The following is a 20,934-nucleotide window of genomic DNA, read 5'->3' as shown; positions in this document are numbered from 1 at the left end:
GGTCACCAGCAACACACTCTCGACTGTGCCAGCAAATCTATTTTTGCTCCAATACTAAATCGCTCGGTTATTGATCTCTATTCAGCATGAATCTCGGTGCGGGCAACTACGGGTGGATCGGGGAGCACCTCTTCAGAGAGCCTCAAGACTTCGCGCAGCGCCGGGCTGTCGTTGTCGGTACGCCACACGAGCTGCAACAGGATGGGCTGCATTTCGTCATCGAGGGGCAGAAAGACCACGCTAGGGTAGTGCACGTTTTCGGCCACCGTCGAGACGGTGAGCGCGATGCCGATCTCGGCCGCGACCAGGGAGACGAGGGTCCACGTGTCAGGGGCCACCTGCACGATGGATGGCACGAAACCGGCCGTACTCGCCAGCCGCGTCAAGTGGTCGCGCAGGATCGCCCCGGGGTCCCGCGGCAGGGTCACGAAGGGCTGGCCGACCAAATCCTTCATGGACACCGACTGCCGATCGGCGAGCGGATGGCTGGAGTGGATCGCGATGACGAGGTTTTCATAGGCGATCACGCGGCGTTCGATGCCGGCCGGGATGAAGTTCCACCTACCGAGACCGATCTCCATTTGCTTGTTGATCACCTTGTCGAGCGCGGGGATCGCGAAATTGGAACTGTAGAGCTCGAAGTCGATTCCCGGATGGGTCTCACGCACGAGTTTGGCGAGTTTGCCCACCATGACATGAGACGACGCTCCTGCGAAGGCCACCCGCACGCGGCCCGTCTCGCCCTTTCCCGCCGATACCACCGCGACCGCCGCTCGGCGGACACCATCGAGGATGTCCGTGGCCGGTTGTATAAGGGCCTCACCGGCCGGCGTGAGGCGTACCGACCGGGTGCTGCGGGCGAAGAGCAACGTTCCGAGCTCGCGTTCCAGGTTCTGGATCGCCCGGCTCAGCGGAGGTTGCGCAATGAAGAGTTTCTCGGCCGCGCGGCCGAAATGCAGTTCCTCGGCCACGGCGAGAAATGCTCGAATTTGCTGGATTTCCATGCCTCCACTATTGCGAGTTGCGCATGAAACTGTCAATGATTTATGCATTATTGCCCCGCGGGTATCAATAGACGGCGCAATTGATATTGGACGGAGCGTAATTCTATTTGCGACAGTGGAGGCACGACAGACGAACAGGGAGCCATTCAATGGATGAATCTGGCGCAGCAAAGAAGCTGCACCGCATATTCGGTCGGCCGGGCGGCGGGCCACTGAGCGGAATCATCGTGGCAGACTTTAGCCGCGTTCTTGCCGGCCCGTACTGCACGATGCTTCTCGCCGATATGGGGGCAACGGTCATCAAGGTGGAAAGTCTGCAGGGAGACGACACCAGGGGATGGATCCCGCCAGTGCGCGACGACGAGGCAACTTTCTACCTCTCGGTCAACCGCAACAAGCACTCGATCGCCCTCGACCTCAACGATCCGGCCGATCTTGCGGTGGCACACGAACTCGCCGCGCGGGCCGACGTGCTCGTGGAGAACTTCAAGCCAGGAGGACTCGATCGCTTTTTTCTCGACTACGACTCGGTCGTCACCCACAATCCCGAGGTGATTTACGCCTCGATCACAGGCTTCGGAACCGGCGCTGGTGCAGGACTGCCCGGATACGACCTGCTCGTGCAGGCGGTCTCCGGCATGATGAGCCTCACAGGCGGCCAGGACACTGAGCCGTACCGGGCGGGCCTCGCGATGTTCGATGTGATCACCGGGCTGCACGCGGGAATGGGCGTGCTGGGGGCGCTTCATCATAAGGACCTCACCGGAAGCGGGCAGCGCGTGGAACTCAACCTGCTCTCATCCGCTCTCTCCGGCATGGTCAACCAGTCCGCCGCCTATGTCACCGGCGGCGTCATACCTACCCGCATGGGTAATGAACACCCGAGCCTCTACCCCTACGAGCCGATGCCAACGGGTGACGGCATGCTCATCATCGCGGCGGGCAATAATTCTCAATTCGCAAGGCTGTGCACGGCACTCGACATTCCGGAGACGGCAACGGATGCCAGATTCAACTCGCCGCAGCAGCGCAACTCCAACCGTGGTCCACTCCGGGAGATTCTCCAACTCCAGCTTCTCCAGCGTTCGGCCGCCGACTGGTTCGAGTTTCTCTCCGACCTGGGCCTGCCCTGTGCACCGATCCAGGATGTGAAGGGCGGAATCGAGCTCGCCGAAAGGCTCGGCCTCGAGCCGGTCGTGTTGGCGGGAACCGGGGATCGCCGCATTCCCACCGTGCGGCATCCGGTCACCTTTTCACAGACCCCCGTGACCTACGATCTGGCCCCCCCGCACCTCAACGAGAGTTCTGCCCTTGTGCGCTCGTGGCTCGGCACACGCGAGGCGCAGCTCGTTGACTGAGCCGTTTCGTGCCCGGGTAGGGGTGCGGTGGAGCGACCAGGACCTCAATGGCCATGTGAACAACGCTCGCGTGGCCACCCTGATCGAAGAAGCGCGGCTGGCCTGGCGCGCACAAGCCCTCACCGGCTACGACCACGTCGGCTCGCCGACGGTCGTGGCGGCCCTGCAACTCAGCTTTCGGCGCCCGATCGAGTTCGGCGCCGCCGTCGAGATCGACGTATGGGTCGGCCGGGTGGGATCGAAGTCATACACCCTGCAGTATTCGGGGATTCAGGCCGGCCACCCGGTGCTCGACGCCTCGACCGTGATGGTGCCACTGCACCCCGAAAACGGTGAGGCGCGGCGGCTCGACGCCGCGGAGCGCGGCTCCCTCGCCCGATGGTTCATCGCCGCTGCAGCCCCACAGCAACCGCGCCAACAGAGCCAACCGAAAGGAACAGCATGACCGACTCCGAGATCAACAGTGATTACTACCTCGTCGATGACTTCCTCAACGATGAGGAGCGCGCCATCCGCCTCAAGGTGCGAGCCTTCGCAGACGCCGAGGTGCTTCCCATCATCAACGATTACTGGGACCGCGCCGCCTTCCCCTTCGAACTGATCCCGAAGATCGCCGGGCTCGGCATAGTGGGCGGCACAATAGAAGGCTACGGATGTCCGGGACTGAGCCGTCTGGGCGCTGGTATGACCTCCCTCGAAATGTCCCGCGCCGACGGTTCGATCAACACCTTCATCGGCGTGCAGTCCGGCCTTACCATGGGTACTATCAACATGCTCGGGAGCGAGGAGCAGAAACAGCGATGGCTGCCTGGACTCGCGGCGCTCGACCTCGTGGGAGCGTTCGGGCTTACCGAGCCCAACCACGGATCCGACTCGGTAGCGCTTGAAACGAGCGCACGGCTCGACGGAGCCCACTATGTTCTCAACGGCGCCAAACGATGGATTGGTAACGCGAGCTTTGCCGACGTCGTCGTGATCTGGGCCCGCGACGAAGCCGACGCCAAGGTCAAGGCCTTCGTCATGGAAAAGAACACTGACGGTTCCTTCCCCGAGGGTTACGACGCCACCGTCATCACCGGCAAAGTCGGCAAGCGAGCCATCCTGCAGCCGGACATCGTGATCACCAACCTGCGCATCCCCGCCGAGAACAGGCTCGTCAACGGCCACTCCTTCACAGACGCCGTGCGCGTTCTGAATTCCACCCGCGGTGGGGCTTCCTGGGAAGCCCTCGGGCACGGCATCGCCGCCTACGAGGCCGCTGTCGCGTATGCCCGCGACCGCGTGCAGTTCGGTAAGCCCATCGGTAGCTATCAACTCGTACAGAACAAACTCGCCAATATGCTCGCCGAACTCACGGCGATGCAACTCCTATGCTTTCGGCTGGCCACGCTCGCTGACCAGGGCAAGATGACGGGGGCCATGGCCTCCCTCGCCAAGATGCACACGGCTCAGAAGGGGCGCTGGATCTGCCAGGAGGCCCGCGACATGCTCGGAGGCAACGGCCTGCTACTCGAAAATCACGTGGCTCGGCACCTCACCGACATGGAGGTCGTGCACACCTACGAGGGAACAGATTCGATCCAATCATTGCTAATCGGCCGTGACATCACCGGAATTTCGGCATTCTCATGAGCCTCCGGCCCACGAGCGTCCCACAACAGACCAAGCAGGGAGATTTCATGAATAGGCTCACCGACAGGGTCGCGGTCATTACCGGCGGCGCGCAGGGTATCGGGGCGGCGACGGCACTGCGCTTCGCAACGGAAGGCGCGCACGTGGCCATCCTGGATCTGAATGGAGAGCGCGCGGCCGAAACGGCCCAGCAGATCTCCCAAGCCGAGGCCGTTGTCGCGGCGGGCGGGTCGGCCAGTGGTCTCGTGTGCGACGTCACCGACGAAGACCGGGTAGCAAAAGCCTTCAGCCAGGTCTTCGCCCGCGCCGGTCGACTCGACATTCTTGTCAACAATGCCGGCATAACCCGCGACAACTTGCTGTTCAAGATGGGGCGTGCCGACTGGGATTCGGTGCTCGTCACCAACCTCACGAGTGCCTTCCTGTGCGCTCAGGCCGCTCAGAAATTTATGGTTCCCGCTCGCTACGGCCGGATCGTGAGTCTCAGCAGCCGCTCGGCGCTCGGAAACCGGGGACAGGCGAACTACGCGGCGGCCAAAGCAGGGATTCAGGGGCTGACGGCTACGCTCGCCCTCGAACTCGGGCCGTTCAACATCACCGTCAACGCGATCGCACCGGGGTACATCGCCACGGCCATGACCGCGGCCACCGCCGAGCGGGTCGGCAGCACCGCGGAGGAACACCAGAAAGCGGTCGCCGAGCGCACCCCGCTCGGCCGGGTCGGGGCACCGCACGAGGTCGCAGCCGCTATCGCATTCTTCGCGAGCGACGATTCCTCCTATGTCTCCGGCCAAACGCTTTACATCAATGGGGGAGCGCGCTGATGGCCGAGGCTTTTTTGGTGGGAGGGGTGCGCACGCCCGTCGGCCGCTACGGCGGAGGCCTGTCGAGCATCCGCGCGGACGATCTTGCGGCTCTTGCGCTCGGCGAGCTTGTGCACCGCACCGGCATCGACCCCGCCATGATCGATGAGGTAATTCTCGGCAACACCAACCAGGCTGGCGAAGACAGCCGCAACGTGGCGCGCATGGCGAGCCTGCTCGCCGGTTTTCCCGACGAGATCCCCGGGCTCACCGTCAACCGCCTGTGCGCCTCGGGCTTGAGTGCCATCATCCTCGCCTCGCAGATGGTCAAGAGCGGAGCAGCCGACGTCGTCGTGGCCGGCGGGGTGGAATCGATGTCGCGGGCGCCGTGGGTGCTGGCCAAGCCGGACAAGGCCTTCGGACGACCGGGCGAGATCGCTGACACGAGCATCGGTGCCCGATTCGTGAACCCGAAATTTGCCTCGACGACCACTCTCTCGATGCCGGAAACGGCCGAGGAGCTCGCCCGTGTCGATGGCATCACCCGCGAAGACGCGGATGCTTTTGCCCTTGGCTCCCACGAGCGGGCCGCCGCGGCCATCGATGGCGGCCGTTTTGCGGCCGAGATCGTTCCGGTGGTGACGAAGAAGGGTCTGGTAGAGCACGATGAGGGGCCGCGTCGGGACACGAGTTTCGAGACCCTCGCGGGCCTGCGCTCGGTCGTACGGTCGGACGGAATCGTGACGGCGGGCAATTCGAGCTCGCTCAATGACGGAGCCTCTGCCGTGATCGTGGCGAGTGAGAGTGCCATTGAACGGCTGGGTCTCACGCCACGCGCCCGAATCGTGCACGGAGCATCGGCAGGGGTGCCGCCGCAGATCATGGGAATTGGACCCGTGCCGGCCACCCGGAAGGTGCTCGAACACGTGGGGTGGTCTGTCGATGATCTGGGAGCGATCGAGCTCAACGAGGCCTTTGCTGTGCAGGCGCTGGCCTGTATTCGGCGCCTCGGGCTCGACCCGCAGGTCGTGAATCGTGATGGCGGGGCGATCGCCCTCGGGCATCCACTTGGCTCATCGGGCTCACGGATCGCGATCACCCTGATGGGCCGCATGGAACGCGAGGGCGCCCACAGGGGGCTGGCCACGATGTGCGTGGGGCTCGGCCAGGGAACAGCGATGTTGCTCGAACGGGTCTAAACCTTGACACACTTTTATATGCCACGGGTATCAATCCGACCCCAAAATAGTATTGGAAATGGATTTATGATTCTGCAAGAGTGAAATGGGCTGACGCGAATCACTGCGCTAATTACTCCGCCATGAGGCACTAAACAGATGACAATGAGGTCAGCTTTGAAGAAGAACACTGTTGTATTCCTACCCGCGCTCGCCGGACTGGCCATGATGGGCCTCGTGGGCTGTAGCGCCTCCGGCTCTGCCGGGGCGCAGGAGGCCGAAGGCGGATACCCGTCGAAACCCGTTACCTTCGTGGTGCCGTTTGCGGCGGGAGGGCCGTCCACAGTGACGGCCCTCGCCTTCGCTTCCTGCCTCGAGGCGGGGCTCGGGCAGACATTTGTCGTCGAGAACCAGCCGGGCGGTAGCGGTGGACTGGCCATGCAGGACGTATCGAGCGCCAAACCTGACGGCTACACACTCACGCTCGGTACGAACGGCCCGCTGGTGATGAACCCCATGATTAACGAGCTCAACTACAGCATCGAAGACTTCACCTCGGTTGGTGTGATGGCGCAGATGCCGACCGTGTTGGTTGTCGGTGAGGATTCTCCCTATGAGAGCGCCGATGATTTCTTTGCGGCGGCTGATAAGAACCCTGGCAAGCTCAGTGTTGCCGTTCCGGGCGCGACCACCTCTGCGGCAATCGAGCTGCAGCGGCTATATGAGGAATACGACATTGAGGTGATTGCCGTTCCCGCCGTGGGCAACGCGGAGATGACCACCAACCTGCTCGGGGGTCACGTGGATGCGCTTTTCATCACCGACCACCAAGACGTGCAATCGCGCATCGACGAGGGCTCTTTCGTGCCGCTCGCGGTGAGCAGCCCCAAACGGGCGGACTGGTACCCGGACGTGCCTACCCTGGCCGAGCTGGGATTCCCTGAGCTGGTCAACGCGGTGTCCGTTTTTGGAGTTATGGGACCGAAGGGCATGCCAGATTCCATCGTGTCCACCCTTGAGTCAGAACTTAAGACCTGCTCGGAAGACGCGACTGTCATCGACCAGATCGGCGAGATGTTCGTTCCGGCGGAGTCCAGCGGCGCAGCAGCCCTCGATAAGGTCTTCGCTGACATGCAGAGACTCTACGAACCCATCCTTGGACAAGAATGAGCGAGGACACCCTCGAGGCCGTCCAAGTCGCCGAGCCTGCTCCGTTCGCAACGGCTGGCCGGTACCAGGGCCGCTTCCGACTCGTCCCTGTTGTGCTGCTGGCTACCGGGGTCGCCGCCGTGATTGGATCCTGGCGTCTCGGACTGGGCGAACTCACCAACCCCGGGCCGGGGCTCTGGCCCTTGGTGGTCTCGATCGCGGTCTCGATCTCGGCGGCCATACTCATCGTCATTCCCGATATTGAGGCCTACGAGAAGTGGACGCGGCGGACGACACTGCTCGTGGGCGGCGTGCTGAGCCTCGTGGTCTTCATCCTTCTCTTCACGGCGATCGGCTTCGTCGTGCCCGCCTTCTTGCTTCTTCTTCTTTGGCTGCGGGTGTTCGGCGAGGAATCCTGGCGGCTCGCCCTCACGCTCGCCGGTGGCGGCACCGCCGTCTTCTACGTGGGCTTCGCGGTTCTCCTCGGTGTTCCTTTTCCCGACGACATCGTCGCGGGCACCATCACCCGACTGATCGGAATGTGACATGGACGCCTTCAACAACCTGGGTCTCGGATTCTCCGTTGCCTTCGAGCCCATGAACTTGCTGTTCGTCTTTGTGGGTGTGGTCATCGGCACCGCCATCGGCGTGCTTCCGGGCCTCGGCCCGACGGCTACGATCGCGCTGTTGCTGCCCATCACCTACACGATGGACGCCACAAGTGCCGTGATCATGCTCGCGGGCATCTACTACGGTTCGATGTATGGCGGAACGATCACCTCGGTGCTGCTGCGCATTCCGGGGGAGGCGGCATCCGTGGTGACCACCTTCGATGGGTATCAGATGACCAAGCAGGGCCGCGCGGGCCCTGCGCTCGGAATCAGCGCGATCGGCAGCTTCATCGGCGGCACCGTCGCCATCATCGGGCTGACATTTCTCGCGCCCTTGCTGGCGCAGGTCGCCGTCGCAGTGGGCCCCGCCTCCTATGTCGCGATCATGGTACTCGGGCTCTTTCTGGTGACGTCCCTCGGCACGGGTTCCACGATGAAGAGCCTGTGCATGGCCGCGATCGGCCTGCTGCTCTCAACCGTAGGTCAGGACCCGATCACGGGCACAGCCCGCTTCACCTTCGGGATTCCCTCCCTGCTCGGCGGCTTCGACTTCGTGGCGATCGCGATGGGCCTGTTCGGCGTCGGCCAGCTCTTGCACAGCCTCGAACGCACCGAAAAGGCGCAGGCGATCACGACGAAGATCAAGAACATCTGGCCGTCGCGCAAGGATTTTCGGGACTCCTCCGGCGCCATCGTGCGCGGTTCACTGCTCGGCTTCGTGATCGGCGTTCTGCCCGGGGGAGGTGGGGTTATCTCATCCCTCGCTTCCTACGCGCTCGAGAAGCGCCGAGCGAAAGACCCGTCACGGTTTGGTAAAGGAGCGATCGAGGGGGTTGCCGGACCAGAGACAGCGAACAACGCATCGTCGACATCCGCTTTCATACCGTTGCTGATTCTCGGTATCCCGTCCAACGTGGTGCTCGCAATGCTCTACGGGGCATTGCTGCTGCAGGGGATCACACCCGGCCCGTCGCTGATCGAAGATCGGCCGGACATTTTCTGGGGCGTCATTGCGTCGATGTACATCGGCAACGTGATGCTCGTGATTCTCAATATCCCACTGATCGGTATCTTTATTCAGATGCTACGGGTGAGAACCGGCATCCTCGCGACCTTCGCGCTCATGGTGGTCATGGTGGGCGTGTACTCGATCAATAACAACCCATTCGACATGTGGGTGGTGCTGATCTTCGGTGTTTTTGGCTGGATTATGATTAAGACCGGTTTCGACCCCGGGCCACTCGTACTGGCCTTCATTCTCGGACCGATCCTGGAACGGTCGTTTCGGCAGTCGATGCTCATATCCGACGGCAGCTTCGGTATCTTTGTGACTGATCCGATCTCGGCGACGATCTTCGGGGCGCTCGCGGTGTCTCTGACCTACTCGTTCATCAGCCGACGGCGTCGGGTCAAGGCTGCACAGACTCTGTCGCGCGTGAGTGTGGATGCGAAGTAGTTGGGGTCAGCTCACCTCGCTTCCGGTGTCGAGGGTCAGTCGCCTCTTGGAACGGCTTCCAGCCTGTCGCACTCGGCGAGCGGCTGTCGCGATGTGGGGTGTCCGTGGTCAGCCGGTCGGGGATGCCAGCGACGGTTAGAAATCGAGTCAGAATCGACGGTGAAAACTGAGCCATCCGAGCACGATTGTTGGGTGATTACGGTGGAAGAGTGGGCTGTGGTTCATCTCCTTTATGTACATGCGGGCGTGTCGCAGCGCGACTGCACGGTGTCGACTGGTTCTGCCTCGACGACGGGCTCCTCAACGCTGGGCTCCTCGGCGGCCGGCTGCTATAAAGGTGATGATAGGGCTTGATAAACCGACCGCGAGCCCAGAAATCCGAGTGGGGTACGAATGATGATTGTGCGGTCACGGTCACGGTCAGGTCAGTCGAGAGTGTTCTCGACGAGGTTTCGGATTTCAGGATTAGAGCGCGTGTTGAAGAAGGTGTCCCATGCGGTCACGTTTGGTGCGTAGATAGGCGGAGTTGGCCGGATGAGCACCTGCTGTAAGTGGTATGCGCTCGAGGACGGTGATCCCGTGTTCGGTGAGCTGGTCGACCTTGTCGGGGTTGTTAGTGAGGAGACGCACTGCCTGAAGCTGGAGGTTGTGAAGGATGGCAGCCGCGGCAGAGTAGTCACGGCCGTCCGCGGGGAGGCCGAGCGCGAGGTTCGCATCGAGCGTGTCTAAGCCGGCTTCTTGCAGTCGGTAGGCCTTGAGCTTGTTGACGAGTCCGATGCCGCGACCTTCGTGGCCGCGCATGTAGATCACGATGCCGCCGTATTGATTGATCGTGTTGAGGGCGGAGTCGAGCTGTGGGCCGCATTCACATTTCTGGGATTTGAAAACCTCGCCGGTCAGACATTCTGAGTGCACGCGGACAAGGCAGCCGTCGGTTGGCCTGCCGGACACGATGGCGAGATGTTCGCTGCCCGTGACGAGATCGCGGTAGGCGCGGAACTGGAAAGTGCCGTGCTTGGTCGGAACAGTCGTTTCAACTTCAAACCTGACACCTGACATTGCAATTGCACGCACAGCACGGATACTGTCTTCTTCCGCCGAGAGCGCGGGGGTGGGTGCCCTCGAAGAGTTGGTACTGAAACATGTTTCGGCCATGATTACAGTGATTCCAGTGGCACGTCGGCATCTGCAAGTTTGGCGTGATCGACTTGGTTGCCGCGCCGAATGATGCCTTGCACGGCTTCGTTGACGTCCCAGACATTCACGTTCATTCCGGCCACAACTCTCCCATCCGCCACCCAGAAGGCGATGAATTCGCGGCCAGCCCGGTCGCCTCGGTACACCACATCGGCTCCCCGGGTTAGGGGGCCGAATCCGGAGTACTCCATTCCGACGTCGAACTGGTCGGTGTAGAAGTACGGGATGTCGTCGAAGGACACGTTTTGGCCGAGCATCGACCGCGCTGCAACCTTCCCACCATTCAACGCATTGGCCCAGTGTTCGCTGCGCAGTTGCAGCTTCGCCAGAGGATGGTAGGCATTGGCAACGTCGCCTGCTGCGTAGATTGCCGGGTCGTTTGTGCGAAGGGATGCATCGACGGAGATGCCGTTATCGATCGTTAGCCCCGCTGAACTGGCGAGCTCAACGTTAGGCGTGGCACCAATGCCGACCAAAACGAGGTCCGCGGGAATGACCTCTCCGCTTTCGAGTCTCACAGCGCTAGCTCGGCCGTCTTTTCCGAGAACGCTTTCAACGGACACCGAACGTCGCAGGATGACGCCGTTGTGTTCGTGGAGATCGGCGAACATCTGGCCGAGCTCATCGCCGAGCGCGTTCGCCAGGGGGATTGGGTCGCGTTCGAGAATCGTCACGTCGTTTCCTAGGGTGCGTGCCGTCGCAGCCACTTCCATGCCAATCCAGCCCGAGCCGATCAGGACGAGTCGCAAGCTTCCGGCCGCAAGTAAAGGGCGTAAGGTGTCGGAGTCTTCCAGAGTACGCAGGTAGTGCACCCCTTCGAGGTCTGCCCCGGGGATCGACAGGCGGCGAGGTGACGAGCCAGTGGCTATGAGCAACTTGCTGTAAGCGAATTCATCACCGGCGTCAGTATGAATGAGCTGGCGGCCGGCATCAACGCGGGCGACAGAAGTGCCGAGGAGTAACTCAACATCATGCTGCGCGTACCAATCCTTGGGATCAACGTATACAGAGTCGCGGTCGCTGGATCCGCTGAGGTAGTCCTTCGAAAGAGGCGGCCGGATATAAGGCCGGTGCGCTTCGGCGCCGATCAGTTGGATTGGCCCGGTGAAGCCCTCTTCGCGCAGCGTCCTAGCAGCGGACGCACCCGCGAGCCCTGCTCCGACGATGACATAACTCTGAGAATCCGACATGTTTCCTCTTTACTGTGTGCTGGCGAGCTTCGTAGCCCAACTTTAGGAGCCACCCGTTTCTTTTGTCAAGATACTTTGTTTTAGAGTTACGATCATCACTATGAACGAACAATCACAGTCGGACGACATCTTTGCAATAGCGTCGCTCAGCGACCCGCTGAGGCGCTCCTTGTTCGATTTGGTCTCTCAAAGTGCCGTGCCGATGGGCCGTGATGAGGCAGCCGAAGCGCTGGGCGTTCCGCGCGGGACGGTAGCGTTTCACCTGGAAAGACTTGCTCGATGCGGGCTGTTAGACACCGAATTCCAGCGCCGCACGGGCCGATCTGGTCCTGGCGCTGGACGGCCCGCCAAGCTGTACCGGCGTGCGGCCAACGAAATCGTCGTGTCCGTTCCGGGCCGACATTACGCTCTGGCCGGAGAGCTGTTAATCTCCGCCATTGAGCAATCCGATCGCACAGGGGAGCCCGCCCAGGAGTCGCTCACTCGGGTGTCTGTAGAACACGGCCGTACATTGGGCATGAGTGCCGGCTCATTGGATGCGGTGCTGCAGTCCACCGGATACGAACCTCAGGACGATGGTGATGGCGGACTGCTTCTGCACAACTGCCCATTCCACCAGCTGGCCAAGGGCCACGCCGAGACTATCTGTGCGGCCAACCTAGCCCTACTGGTCGGCGTCGCGGAAGGTGCGGGCGAGAGCAGGCGCAAAGTCCAATTTGCGCCGAGAGACGGATACTGTTGCGTGCATATTGCCCGGAATACCGATTAGGCGGAGGGCTTTGTCTTTTCGTCGGTCGATCCGGTCTATCCGTGGGTCGTGAACGTCATCACCCAACGAGTCCGGTGGTCTCGTCGACACCTCGGTCCCAAAGAGCGGTTGTGACCGCTCGGTTGTAAAGACGACTAATTTCACGGCGTTGTTTTATATTCCGAAGCGAAGTCCCGACACGATTGTGCTTTGGTGAACATTCTCTTCTGTGAGCTGTCCTCTCAAGAGGATCAGTCTCATTGCCTGGTCATTACAGCTCGGCGCGGTCTTTGAGTTGATGGTCATATCATGAAGGGAGAACTATAAGGGGTCAAGACGTTCGTTGAAGCCGGCTCAACCACACTGGTAGCTAACACAATGACGCCATATTTTATCTTCTATCCTCGTTCCACGAAAGGACACCATGCACGCCTCCGATACACTCCGCACGAACTTGCAGTCCGTTCTTGTCGACCTGATTGCGCTGCATCTGCAGGGCAAGCAGGCACACTGGAATGTCGTTGGACCGAACTTTCGTGACCTGCACCTGCAACTCGACGAAATCGTCGGAGAGGTGCGTGAATTCTCTGATCAACTGGCCGAACGCTTACGCGCACTCAACGCGCAGCCCGACGGACGCATCGAAACCGTCAGCGCGACCACACACTTGCCAAGCTTTCCCACCGGCGAGGTACTCACCACGGACGCCATCAACCTGATTACGCAACGCCTGAACGTCACAGTGGAGAACATACGGGCAGTGCACGATGACGTCGACGAGGAAGATCCCACCAGCGCAGATATTCTGCACGTTTTCATTGAGAAGTTGGAGCAGTACGCCTGGATGGTGAGCGCTGAGAATCGGCAGCCGCAACCGGCGGTGCAGACCCACGCCTAAGCCCAGGGTTCGACAGGTTCAATTTCAACGAACTGTCGTGCGCCCTGACTACTCTCCGAGCAGCGCCAGCATGCTCGCGATGGTCTCCGCGAGCTTGTCGTCTGCGGCACCGTAGACGGCAAAGTCGCCCTCGGCCAGAGCTGCCTGCTTCTCGGTGAGCGCCGCGTTGGCGACCTCTAAGAGCGCTGCCAGTTCGACGCCAGTCTCCGCGTTGCCGGTGCTCGTAAGTGTCTTGTGAAATGCCGTCGATCTCATACCGGTCCACGCTGAGGTTGGCTGGGAATTGGTAGTACTGACGGAACTGCTCCAGCTGAGCGAAAGAGTCGCTGACCAGAGCCGGGTCGAGAATACGAATATTCGCCGTCGTGGCGGCATCTTCACGCAACGCACCCGGTGTCGCTTCTGTGGTGGCATTGTGATCGCCGCCGTAATAGCTAGCGGGGCTCGGCTCCGGATAGGAGTACTGGACGAAGATGAACTCACGAATTAGCCTCTTGTTCTCAGTGCTCGGGACACTTATGACGTTAGCCCGAATCTACTGATCAACGTGTAATGTCACGTCATTTTTAGCCGGTAATACCCTTCTGAGCAGCTTTAAAAATTGTTACTTAGGAAAACTATTTAACGCTCACGGAGACAATTCATGGTTTTATTTGTATCTGTTGACTAACCGAATCGTGTTGTCGGAAGCGCTCGTTCGCGACGTGGTGCGTATGAGGACCTCACGACAACTGCTTGGGTTTACGACCTACTTGATCCAGCCGCCTCAACCAGCCAGCCAGTCCAAGGGGCGTGTGAAAGTAGAGAGATGGGCACCCGTCGGCAGCAAGAGTTTCCGGCCTCGAAGGCATACGGCTGGTGAAGATAAGAAGAATCCCAAACGGTGGCATTGGTACGTCGTGAACGACTCTGACCATGGACCGCACAACCGAATAGCGCCCGTGACCTGGTGAGAAGTGATTTCACCGCGTCGGTGCCCGTTCGTAGACTGCTTGTGCTTCAACAGTTCCGTCCGATTTCCCATCATCCCGGCACGGAGGCACTGTTTGTAGTCATAGAAGCATGAGTGATCCCGCGGATATCGCCGCTGATCTGCCTCTCTCAGTTGCGCGTACTGTTGGGCAAGTACGGCTCAAGCCATTTCAGGTCGCCGTTTCGTATCGGGATCTGCACTGATTCGGTGTCCGCTCCAACGGTGATGGTAACGTGCGCAACTGCACCTGAGATGTCATCAGCGGTCTCGAAAAGGGTCGGGTGTTCCTGGAACGCGTACTGCTCCCCCGGATCGAGGGTGACGGAGACCTCATCGTCTTGGTCTGACAGTGTTACCTGAACGTCTTCCTCTGACCCATTCAGGAGGACCCCGATGAGACGTGCGGGCTCGGCCTCGCCGCGTGTGACTAAAAGCAGGTTTCTCACTTCGACAGGACCTACCTCCGCGTTCATGCCGATGTTTATCGATCCCAACTCCGTCGGGGGTATGCGCGGGGCGCCGACGCCGGAGCAGCCTGACAACCCGCCGACCGCAAGCACCAGTGCTGCAGCACTGACTCGATTACGCACGACACGTTGCCTTGACGTGAGAGGAGCCTTGATCTGGCTGGGGGAGTGCACGATGCAGCGGTCCGACCGTCGCACGGTGATCAGGGCGAAAATTCTGGTCATTATGGGTCCTCCTGCTTGATCTATTACGGCTGCTTGTGGTCTTTCTGCTAAGGCCATCGCTCGGTGATTGATGCTTTCAACAATCAGTTTATGTGCGGCGCGCAACTCGACCCCGGACCGATACCGCGCGCTGAGCGCACCCAAGCCCTTGACCCGTGGCTCAACTATTACGGCAGTGAATGTATCCACACGGGCAGTGGATCCACCTCGCTCCAGCGAGTGTCACCAACTTGATGGCCCGGTACAACTAGATGCGACGATCCAGTCGGGTCAGAAATCCTGATCAGGACACTGCGCAGATGATGACCGAGGTATCGCCGAGCCGTTGCCTGGGGGCGGTTGTGAGATCGATTACGTTCTGTGCCTGCTGGCAGCGGTGATGGCGGCCACGATCGCGTGCTGCTCTCCCGACTCGTCCTCGAGAGCACGGAGGGCAGCACGTCGTGGACGTGTTGACACAAGCTACCGCGAGTGAAAGTGTGAATTGTAGACATAGACGAGCGAAACGAGGACAGTATGACCGAATTCACAACGGAAACTGATCAGCTCACGGGCGTGCGGCATCGCACCATTTCCGTCAATGGAGTAGAAATCTTCTATCGGGAGGCGGGCCCCGCGGACGCGCCAACGCTCGTGCTGCTGCATGGTTTTCCTGCTGCGTCGCACCAGTATGCGCGCCTGATGGATCGGCTCAGCGATCGGGTGCACCTCGTCGCACCGGATTATCCGGGGTTTGGTTACAGCAGCGCTCCCACCTCGAGTAGTGGCGGTGGAGACTTTGTTTACTCTTTCGATCACATCGCCGAGGTTATCGAAGCGTTTCTGGTCGCCCTCGGCATCGACGAGTTCTTTATGTACGTTTTCGATTTTGGGGCTCCTATCGGGTATCGCATCGCGGCGCGACATCCGAATTGGATTCAGGGAGTCATCGCACAAAATGGCAACGCCTACGAGTCCGGACTGGGACCGAATATGCAGCCTGTGGTCCAGTACTGGATAAATCGAGAAGAGATGGAGCCCGTCATTCGCGGAGCCCTTACAGCTGAGGCAACGCGCTCCCAACATCTCGAGGGAACGGCTAACCCAGAGTCCGTCGATCCGGACGTATGGACTTTGGATCAACACTGGCTCGATCAAGCGGGGCGAGAGCAGATCATGCTTGATTTGCTCTATGACTATCAGTCCAACGTCGCGCTGTATCCCGCGTGGCAAGCATGGATGCGCGAGCATCAGCCCCCGATGCTTTTGCCCTGGGGGCGTAACGATCAGTTCTTTCCTGAAGCAGGAGCGCGCGCCTACCTCGACGATCTTCCGTCCGCTGAACTGCACCTGCTCGACACCGGGCACTTCGCCTTGGATGAACAGTTGGACTCCATAGTGCATCTGATCGATGGCTTCATCGGGCGACACACGCACTATGAGCCACTCGAAGTACACGCACCGCAAACACAGAAAGACAACGCCAATGTCATTTGAGCAACGCCTCTCCGTCCCGGACGTCGATCCCGAGGCATACAAACCGATGATCGCCCTCGAAAAATACATCCACGCGGGAAGCTTGGGGGAAGCCCTGTTGGCGCTTGTGAAAATTCGTGCTTCGCAGATCAACGGATGTGCGTACTGCCTGGACATGCACGGACGTGAAGCTCGCGCCGCGGGCATCGATCAGCGCCGCCTCGACGTGCTAGCTGGCTGGGAAGAGGCGCCGAACGTGTACTCCGAGCGCGAACGCGCAGCCATCGCACTCACCGAGGCTGTGACCCTCATCGGAAACGGCGGTGTGTCGGACTCATTGTGGGGGCAGGTGAGGAAATCATTCGAGGAGAGGGAAATTGTGCAGCTCTTGATGGCCATCGCCGCCATCAACGTGTGGAACCGCCTGGCGGTCAGCACTCACCAGAGCCTTCCAGCGCAAACGGCCTAACAATCACGCTGCGCCCACGATCGGTGGGTACCGCGGTACACGTGAAAGAACATAAAGCCGGACTTTGGACGGCTGTCAGCCGTCTGTCAACGTACCATTCTCGCCTCTAATCGCGTAATGGTGCCTGGTCCCGACTTGATCGGGACGGCCGTGTACGCCGTAGTGTTCAGTGTTTTATTTCCCAATGGCGTGAGCCGTTGAGTTCTGATGATTTCAACGTGGCCAAGGTACCGATGTGTACTGCCGGGGGCGGTTGCGTGGTTCTCATTTAGCTGATAGGACTGAAATATGAGTGGGAGCGTGGCTCGACGAAAAGTGTCTGCTTTAAAGCGGATGATTTGATATTTATGCAAGAAGATGTTTTTACTCGCGTGAAACCACTGAAGGTTAGGGGTGAGGGGATTTCTCTCGCGGTGACCATTCGCGCATTCGATGGCGACTATGATTTGGCCGCCGATTTCCTCGTGTCCCAGGGCCTGATTGCCGAAAATGATCGGGCTCCACTCTTTTTCGCTGCCGAACTGGCGTCCGAGGTGCGGATGATATCGGAGGGCTTCCCCAGGAAAGTTTGATGGTGATCAATTCCGGCGATAAACACGTCGTCGAAATACCGGCAAGACTACAAGGAAGTGGTGCGCTATGAGTGCGAAAGCCCCGATCGAGGATATCAACGAAAATGCCACTGAAATGGTGGTTGGGGATCCGAAGACGTGGGCTGCCGGAGTGCCCGGTGTCACCCATTCCATGGGGCCGGCCTTTTTAGAGATGGGTATTGGTCGCAGTCTGAAGCTGCTAACCGATATGAATCAGAAGGACGGTTTCGACTGCATGAGTTGTGCTTGGGCGGATCCGGATCACCGCAAGACGTTCGAGTTCTGCGAGAACGGGGCGAAAGCCGTTACCTGGGAGGCTACGCCGGTGGCTATTCCGACGACCTTCTGGTCGGCACACTCCATAAGCAGTTTGCTGGAGAAGTCGGAGTACTGGCTGGGCATGCAAGGCAGACTGATCGAGCCTGTTTACAAGCCGAAAGGCAAAGACCACTACGAGTCGATCAGCTGGGATGATGCGTTCACGCTTATTGGCGACCGGCTGAAAGCCCTTGATTCTGCCAACGAGGCGACGTTCTATACCAGTGGTCGCACCGCCAACGAGACCGCATTCATCTACCAGCTGCTTGCCCGGTCACTTGGCACAAACAACCTCCCCGATTGTTCCAATATGTGTCATGAGTCCACTGGGCTAGCCATGGGTGAGTCCATTGGCATCGGAAAGAACACGGTCGCCTATAAGGACTTTGCTAAGGCGGACCTGATCATCGTAATGGGGCAAAACCCTGGTACGAACCACCCCAGAATGCTTACGGCCCTTGAGGAGGCGAAAGAGGCCGGTGCGGATATTGTTGCGGTCAACCCGCTCCTCGAGGCTGGATTGATCCGCTACAAAAACCCGCAGAAGGTGAAAGGTATCATCGGCCACGGAACAGGTCTTGCCGACCAGTACCTGCAGATCCGCGCCGGCGGCGACGGGTGGTTGATGAAGGCAATCTCCAAACGCGTCTTCGAAGCCGAAGCCGCACACCCCGGAACGGTGCTCGACCACGAGTTCATCGATGAACACTGCGCAGGGCTTGAGGAGTTCAAGGCACATGTCGCCACGCTCGATCACGACTCGGTTCTTCGAGCAACCGGACTTACGACGGAAGAGATCGACGAGCTTGCTGCGCGGTACATGAAAGCAGACAAAGTCATCATCACCTGGGCGATGGGGCTCACTCAGCACAAAGACGCTGTTGCTATCATCAAAGAAATCATGAACCTCCTATTACTTCGGGGAAACATCGGTAAGCCCGGCGCAGGCGCCTCTCCGATCCGTGGTCACAGTAATGTGCAAGGCGATCGCACAATGGGTATCTGGGAACAAATGCCTCCGACATTCTTGGACGCCCTCCAGAAAGAATTTCACTTCGATCCTCCACGCGAGAACGGGTTCGACACCGTTCAGTCGGTGGAAGCGATGCTCGCAGGGAAAACCAAGGTGTGGATTGCGATGGGTGGCAACTTGGTGTCCGCGGTATCAGATACCGCAGCTGCCGAAGCAGGATTTCGCTCTGTGGGCCTCAACGTGCAGATCTCAACGAAACTGAACCGTAACCACCTCACGGTTGGCGACGAAGCGCTGATCTTGCCAACCATGGGGCGCACCGAGATCGACATCCAGGCAGGGGGCCCGCAGGTGCTCTCTGTCGAAGACTCCGTGTGCGCGATCCATGCGACCAGAGGCAAGATCAAGCCGATTTCGGACAAGCTACTCTCCGAAGTGTCAATCGTCACTCGGATCGCGCGCCAGGTATTCGGCGACGATGGGCCCATCAACTGGGCCGGGTTTGAAGAAAATTATGACACGATCCGCGATCACATCGAACACGTTATCGAGGGTTTCGACAACTTTAATGAGCGACTCCACCGCGACAACGGTTTCATCCTTCCCCACGGGCCGCGTGATTCACGGACGTTCAACACGCCAACCGGCAAAGCCATGATCACGGTCAACGAGCTCGAATACATTGAGTGCCCGACTGGACGCCTGTTGCTGCAATCGATGCGCGCGCACGACCAGTTCAACACGACGATCTACAGCCTGGATGACCGCTACCGTGGCATCAAGAAGAGCCGCAAGGTGATCTTCGTCCATCCAGACGATTTGCCCATGCTCGGTGTCGAAGATGGCCAGATCGTCGACGTGCACAGCGAGTTCACCGACAACGTCGACCGGGTGGTGCGCAACTTCAGGGTTGTCGCCTTTCCGACGTCACGCGGGTGCGCAGCTACCTATTTTCCCGAAGGGAACCCGCTCGTTCCTCTGGGTTCCACGGCCGACGGGAGCAACACACCGGCTTCGAAGGCGATCGTCGTACGTCTGGAACCGGTCGAGACGTACCGTGCGGGCAGTCGCCGTGCGCCAGAAGGAACATTGGCGGGAGTGTAGCGATATTGGTCCAGCCGCGGCAGAGTGCAGAGCCGGGTTAGCGATGGGCTATGCGCCATAAAAGTTCTCGTGGGGAACTTGTTCAAAACCATCAGAAGGGTAGAACTATGGATTCATCAGCCATTGCGATTGGCGCAATGACCAAAAAGCCGACGGTGATGCGATGGGGACAAGGCTCCTGACGCATTTAGAAGCTGCCTTGCAATTCTCACTCTCATAACCAACTGAAGGGACTTGAATCATGACATCCGCAGAGCACAGCAAGCTCGTCCGGCTGCGGGACACCAATATGACCATCGCTGCGACAGATTCCGACATCCGGGGGCACCGAGTTCTCGACAAGGACGGCAATAACCTCGGGAAGGTGGACGCTCTCCTGATCGACGAGCAGGAAGAGAAAGTGCGATTCTTTGAAGTCGCCACGGGCGGTTTTCTGGGAATTGGCAAAGATAAGTCATTCATTCCTGTCGACGCGATCACCCATATTGACGATAAAGACGTCCATTTGAACCTATTGACCGACACTGTGGCCGGATCTCCGCCTTATGATCCCGATCTCGTCGAAGACAGCGTTTTCTTTTATGACACTTATGGTTATTATGGGTTCTTGCCATATTGGGGAATGGGGTATGTCTACCCGCCCTACCCGTATTATCCCGGCCGACACTAAGTATCGTCTGCATTCACTTACGTGCGATTCTGATGTAAAGGCTGAACTAAGAAATGTCCCAAAACGATTTGCTGACACGGGTACGGACTTGGTAAAAAATGCGTTCATTTATTGTGCTACTCATGGGTTTAGATCATTTGGATATCCGCGGTGGTTGGTGGGGCACTCTACCCCGCCGGCCGGGTGGGCGTTATGAGCGTACGGCTGGCCTGCGTGCGGCTGATCTTGTTTATCGAAGTGCCCCGACCGCGCGAGCTTACGGTAATCACTTGGGCGGTTCATCGGGTGCGAACGTATGCCCGTGGTGTGCCCGAAAATGGCCCCTCGTCTGGACGGCCTTAGACGAGACTGCCAAATTGCGGTGCCACAAGATGCTGTGTCCGAAGAACTGGAACGCGTAGACACCGATGTAGCGTGAACCTGAAAGGATCAAGATCTTGGCTGAAGTAGGCGCAGAACACCG

Annotated in this window: 19 protein-coding genes and 2 pseudogenes; 15 read left to right on the top strand and 6 right to left on the bottom strand. The window is 59.6% G+C overall.

The genetic code is table 11. The features are described from left to right. Positions 1 to 77: 77 nt before the first annotated feature. Positions 78 to 1,004, bottom strand: a complete 927-nt coding sequence (locus E3T51_RS15075; RefSeq protein WP_134530567.1) for a LysR substrate-binding domain-containing protein — start codon at positions 1,002 to 1,004, stop codon at positions 78 to 80. A gap of 149 nt (positions 1,005 to 1,153) precedes the next feature. Here E3T51_RS15075 and E3T51_RS15070 point away from each other — a divergent pair, with 149 nt between their 5' ends. The 8 genes from E3T51_RS15070 to E3T51_RS15035 all read left to right on the top strand — a co-directional run bounded on the left by E3T51_RS15070 (position 1,154) and on the right by E3T51_RS15035 (position 9,191). After that, the gene (locus tag E3T51_RS15070) at positions 1,154 to 2,362 is read left to right on the top strand and encodes a CaiB/BaiF CoA transferase family protein (RefSeq protein WP_134530566.1); all 1,209 of its coding nucleotides are present in this window, start codon (positions 1,154 to 1,156) and stop codon (positions 2,360 to 2,362) included. Continuing rightward, on the top strand, positions 2,355 to 2,807 hold the full coding sequence (locus E3T51_RS15065) for an acyl-CoA thioesterase (RefSeq protein WP_104191301.1): 453 nt from the start codon (positions 2,355 to 2,357) through the stop codon (positions 2,805 to 2,807). The genes E3T51_RS15070 and E3T51_RS15065 overlap by 8 nt, the downstream gene beginning before the upstream one ends. Continuing rightward, positions 2,804 to 3,994 carry an acyl-CoA dehydrogenase family protein gene (locus tag E3T51_RS15060; protein ID WP_104191300.1) on the top strand — a complete coding sequence of 397 codons (1,191 nt, stop codon included), beginning with the start codon at positions 2,804 to 2,806 and terminating at the stop codon, positions 3,992 to 3,994. The genes E3T51_RS15065 and E3T51_RS15060 overlap by 4 nt, the downstream gene beginning before the upstream one ends. Before the next feature lie 47 nt (positions 3,995 to 4,041). Further along, the gene (fabG, locus tag E3T51_RS15055; protein WP_134530564.1) at positions 4,042 to 4,818 is read left to right on the top strand and encodes a 3-oxoacyl-ACP reductase FabG; all 777 of its coding nucleotides are present in this window, start codon (positions 4,042 to 4,044) and stop codon (positions 4,816 to 4,818) included. Further along, on the top strand, positions 4,818 to 5,996 hold the full coding sequence (locus E3T51_RS15050) for a thiolase family protein (protein WP_134530563.1): 1,179 nt from the start codon (positions 4,818 to 4,820) through the stop codon (positions 5,994 to 5,996). The genes fabG and E3T51_RS15050 overlap by 1 nt, the downstream gene beginning before the upstream one ends. A 144-nt stretch (positions 5,997 to 6,140) precedes the next feature. Further along, positions 6,141 to 7,145 carry a tripartite tricarboxylate transporter substrate binding protein gene (locus E3T51_RS15045; RefSeq protein WP_134530645.1) on the top strand — a complete coding sequence of 335 codons (1,005 nt, stop codon included), beginning with the start codon at positions 6,141 to 6,143 and terminating at the stop codon, positions 7,143 to 7,145. Further along, entirely contained in the window at positions 7,142 to 7,669 is a 528-nt protein-coding gene (locus tag E3T51_RS15040; RefSeq protein ID WP_134530562.1) for a tripartite tricarboxylate transporter TctB family protein, read from the top strand. Before E3T51_RS15045 ends, E3T51_RS15040 begins: the two co-directional genes overlap by 4 nt. A 1-nt stretch (position 7,670) precedes the next feature. Then, entirely contained in the window at positions 7,671 to 9,191 is a 1,521-nt protein-coding gene (locus E3T51_RS15035) for a tripartite tricarboxylate transporter permease (RefSeq protein WP_134530561.1), read from the top strand. Between the two features lie 465 nt (positions 9,192 to 9,656). On the opposite strand, the pseudogene ribA reads toward E3T51_RS15035, so the two are convergent. Further along, a pseudogene (gene ribA / locus E3T51_RS15030) lies at positions 9,657 to 10,247 on the bottom strand (GTP cyclohydrolase II); the annotation flags it as partial. Positions 10,248 to 10,348: 101 nt separating this feature from the next. Next, positions 10,349 to 11,578, bottom strand: coding sequence for an NAD(P)/FAD-dependent oxidoreductase (locus tag E3T51_RS15025; protein WP_134530560.1), 1,230 nt, complete (start codon positions 11,576 to 11,578; stop codon positions 10,349 to 10,351). Between the two features lie 100 nt (positions 11,579 to 11,678). Between E3T51_RS15025 and E3T51_RS15020 the strand changes: the two genes are divergently transcribed. Further along, positions 11,679 to 12,347: a helix-turn-helix transcriptional regulator gene (locus E3T51_RS15020; protein WP_134530559.1), complete on the top strand. Its 669-nt coding sequence runs from the start codon at positions 11,679 to 11,681 to the stop codon at positions 12,345 to 12,347. 403 nt (positions 12,348 to 12,750) lie between these two features. Further along, positions 12,751 to 13,224, top strand: a complete 474-nt coding sequence (locus E3T51_RS15015; protein WP_134530558.1) for a Dps family protein — start codon at positions 12,751 to 12,753, stop codon at positions 13,222 to 13,224. 48 nt (positions 13,225 to 13,272) lie between these two features. Here the strand turns inward: E3T51_RS15015 and E3T51_RS17265 are convergent, their stop codons facing one another. From E3T51_RS17265 to E3T51_RS15005, 3 genes and pseudogenes are all read right to left on the bottom strand, one after another. Continuing rightward, positions 13,273 to 13,479 (bottom strand): hypothetical protein, encoded by a 207-nt coding sequence (locus E3T51_RS17265; protein WP_241989367.1) that lies wholly within the window; start codon positions 13,477 to 13,479, stop codon positions 13,273 to 13,275. Then, positions 13,451 to 13,642: pseudogene (locus E3T51_RS17260) on the bottom strand (UPF0182 family protein); the annotation flags it as partial. The gene E3T51_RS17265 and the pseudogene E3T51_RS17260, both read right to left, overlap by 29 nt. A 683-nt stretch (positions 13,643 to 14,325) precedes the next feature. Beyond that, on the bottom strand, positions 14,326 to 15,078 hold the full coding sequence (locus E3T51_RS15005) for a hypothetical protein (protein WP_166806508.1): 753 nt from the start codon (positions 15,076 to 15,078) through the stop codon (positions 14,326 to 14,328). Between the two features lie 327 nt (positions 15,079 to 15,405). On the opposite strand from E3T51_RS15005, the gene E3T51_RS15000 reads away from it, so the two are divergent. The 5 genes from E3T51_RS15000 (at position 15,406) to E3T51_RS14980 (ending at position 20,471) form a co-directional block, all read left to right on the top strand. Next, entirely contained in the window at positions 15,406 to 16,365 is a 960-nt protein-coding gene (locus E3T51_RS15000) for an alpha/beta fold hydrolase (protein WP_134530556.1), read from the top strand. Continuing rightward, on the top strand, positions 16,307 to 16,813 hold the full coding sequence (locus E3T51_RS14995) for a carboxymuconolactone decarboxylase family protein (protein ID WP_198417885.1): 507 nt from the start codon (positions 16,307 to 16,309) through the stop codon (positions 16,811 to 16,813). The genes E3T51_RS15000 and E3T51_RS14995 overlap by 59 nt, the downstream gene beginning before the upstream one ends. A 347-nt stretch (positions 16,814 to 17,160) precedes the next feature. Then, a complete protein-coding gene (locus tag E3T51_RS14990; RefSeq protein ID WP_134530555.1) occupies positions 17,161 to 17,385 on the top strand; it encodes a hypothetical protein in 225 nt (74 codons plus the stop codon). A gap of 67 nt (positions 17,386 to 17,452) precedes the next feature. Continuing rightward, positions 17,453 to 19,801 carry an FdhF/YdeP family oxidoreductase gene (locus E3T51_RS14985; protein WP_134530554.1) on the top strand — a complete coding sequence of 783 codons (2,349 nt, stop codon included), beginning with the start codon at positions 17,453 to 17,455 and terminating at the stop codon, positions 19,799 to 19,801. A 241-nt stretch (positions 19,802 to 20,042) separates the two neighbouring features. Then, positions 20,043 to 20,471: a PRC-barrel domain-containing protein gene (locus tag E3T51_RS14980; protein WP_134530553.1), complete on the top strand. Its 429-nt coding sequence runs from the start codon at positions 20,043 to 20,045 to the stop codon at positions 20,469 to 20,471. Positions 20,472 to 20,934 lie beyond the last annotated feature (463 nt).

This window comes from Cryobacterium serini, assembly GCF_004404025.1.
GTDB lineage: Bacteria > Actinomycetota > Actinomycetes > Actinomycetales > Microbacteriaceae > Cryobacterium > Cryobacterium serini.
This window is presented reverse-complemented; position numbering and strand designations above follow the sequence as displayed.